This window comes from Kineococcus indalonis, assembly GCF_009906395.1.
Classification (GTDB): Bacteria; Actinomycetota; Actinomycetes; order Actinomycetales; family Kineococcaceae; genus Kineococcus; species Kineococcus indalonis.
The window spans coordinates 1-1,491 of the sequence record NZ_JAAALM010000730.1 but is presented as its reverse complement, the minus strand read 5'-3'; the positions used below and the strand labels follow the sequence as shown (position 1 = coordinate 1,491).

Here is a 1,491-nt window from a genome sequence, read left to right as displayed (position 1 = left end):
GCCGGGGGCTCCGCGGTTGCAGCCCAGCGGAGCGGGAAGCACCCGCGCACGGAGGAGGAGCAGTGTCGACCATCGAGGCGCCGGCCGCGGGCCGCGTCACCATGTTCACCACCACCTGGTGCGGGTACTGCCGCCGCCTGAAGTCGCAGATGGACCGCGAGGGCATCGGCTACTCGGAGGTCAACATCGAGGAGGTCCCGGACGCGGCCGAGTACGTGATGAGCGTCAACGGCGGCAACCAGACCGTGCCCACCCTGCTCTTCCCCGACGGCTCCGCCGCCACCAACCCCTCCGTCGCCGAGGTCAAGGCGCGCCTCGGCGCCTGAGCGTGGCGAGCAGCACCACCTACCGGCCCACCGGCCCCGCGCAGTTCGCGGGGCGGTGGGCCGCGTCGCTGCCGGCCGGGGCGCGCGTCGGCGTGGACGGCGCCGTGGACGCCGACACCGAGCGGTACGCCCGCGCCCTGGCCGACGCGCTGCGCGAGCGGGCCCGCCCGGTGCTGGTGACGGCCTGGAGCGCCTTCTGGAGGCCGCGCTCGCTGCGCTTCGAGCACGGCCGCGACGACCCCGACGCCTTCCACGACGACTGGCTGGACGTCGCGGGCCTGCACCGGGAGGTCCTGGAGCCCCTCGGCGAGCCCGCGGGGCGCCGCTGGGTGCCCTCCCTGTACGACCCGGCCACCGACCGGGCCTCGCGCGCCCGGCGCGAGGCCGTGCCCGACGACGCCGTGCTCGTCCTCGCCGGACCCTTCCTGCTGCGCGAGGACCTGCGGCGGGGCCTCGACGCGGTGGTGCACCTGTCCACCTCCGACGCCGCGGTGCGCCGGCGGGTGCCCGCCGGGGACGCCGAGCGCGTCCTGGGCGCCTGGCACCGCTACCTGGCCGAGTCCGAGCCGCTGCAGCGCGCCGACGCGGTGCTGCGCTGCGAGGACCCGCTGCACCCCGCGGAGCTGGTGCGCGGCTGAGCCGCGCACCGGCTCCCGGGCCGGCCGGTCGGGCCGTCAGTCGAGGACCGCGACGGCCTCCACCTCGATCAGCAGGTCGGGTTCGCCGAGGGCGACGACGCCGATGAGGCTGATGGGCCTGCGCAGGTCGGTGCCCAGGCGCTCGGCCGCGCGCTGCACGCCCTCGACGAGCGCGCCGGCGCGCTCGGGGCGCCAGTCGACGAGGTAGGCGGTGAGCTTGACGACGTCGTCGAAGCCCGCGCCCGCGGCGGCCAGCGCCGCGGCGACGTTGAGGTAGACCTGCTCGGCCTGGGCGGCGAGGTCGCCGGGCCCGACGGGCGCCCCGGTGGCGTCCCGGGCGACCTGGCCGGCGGTGTGGACGGTGCGCGTGCCCGTGCCCACCGCCACCTGGTGGTAGAGCTCGGGCACGGGCAGGTCGGGCGGGTCGATCAGCTGGACGGCCACGGGGGACCTCCTCCTCCGGCGCGGGGCCGGTGAGAGCGTGTCGAGGACGGCTGTCTAGCACCGCCCCGCGACACGAGCGCCCG

Annotated in this window: 3 protein-coding genes; 2 read left to right on the top strand and 1 reads right to left on the bottom strand. The window is 77.3% G+C overall.

All coding sequences use genetic code 11. The features are described from left to right. The first annotated feature begins 101 nt into the window (after window positions 1–101). A complete protein-coding gene (locus tag GTR00_RS20655) occupies window positions 102–326 on the top strand; it encodes a mycoredoxin (protein ID WP_166613403.1) in 225 nt (74 codons plus the stop codon). Between the two features lie 2 nt (window positions 327–328). Then, on the top strand, window positions 329–964 hold the full coding sequence (locus GTR00_RS20650; RefSeq protein WP_166613402.1) for a nucleoside/nucleotide kinase family protein: 636 nt from the start codon (window positions 329–331) through the stop codon (window positions 962–964). 36 nt (window positions 965–1,000) lie between these two features. Here the strand turns inward: GTR00_RS20650 and GTR00_RS20645 are convergent, their stop codons facing one another. After that, a complete protein-coding gene (locus GTR00_RS20645; protein ID WP_166613401.1) occupies window positions 1,001–1,408 on the bottom strand; it encodes a RidA family protein in 408 nt (135 codons plus the stop codon). Window positions 1,409–1,491 lie beyond the last annotated feature (83 nt).

What these genes read in the sequence shown, in the direction of transcription:
- GTR00_RS20655 (WP_166613403.1), top strand. Translation starts at nt 102, where the DNA reads ATGTTCACCACCACCTGGTGCGGGTACTGCCGCCGCCTGAAGTCGCAG.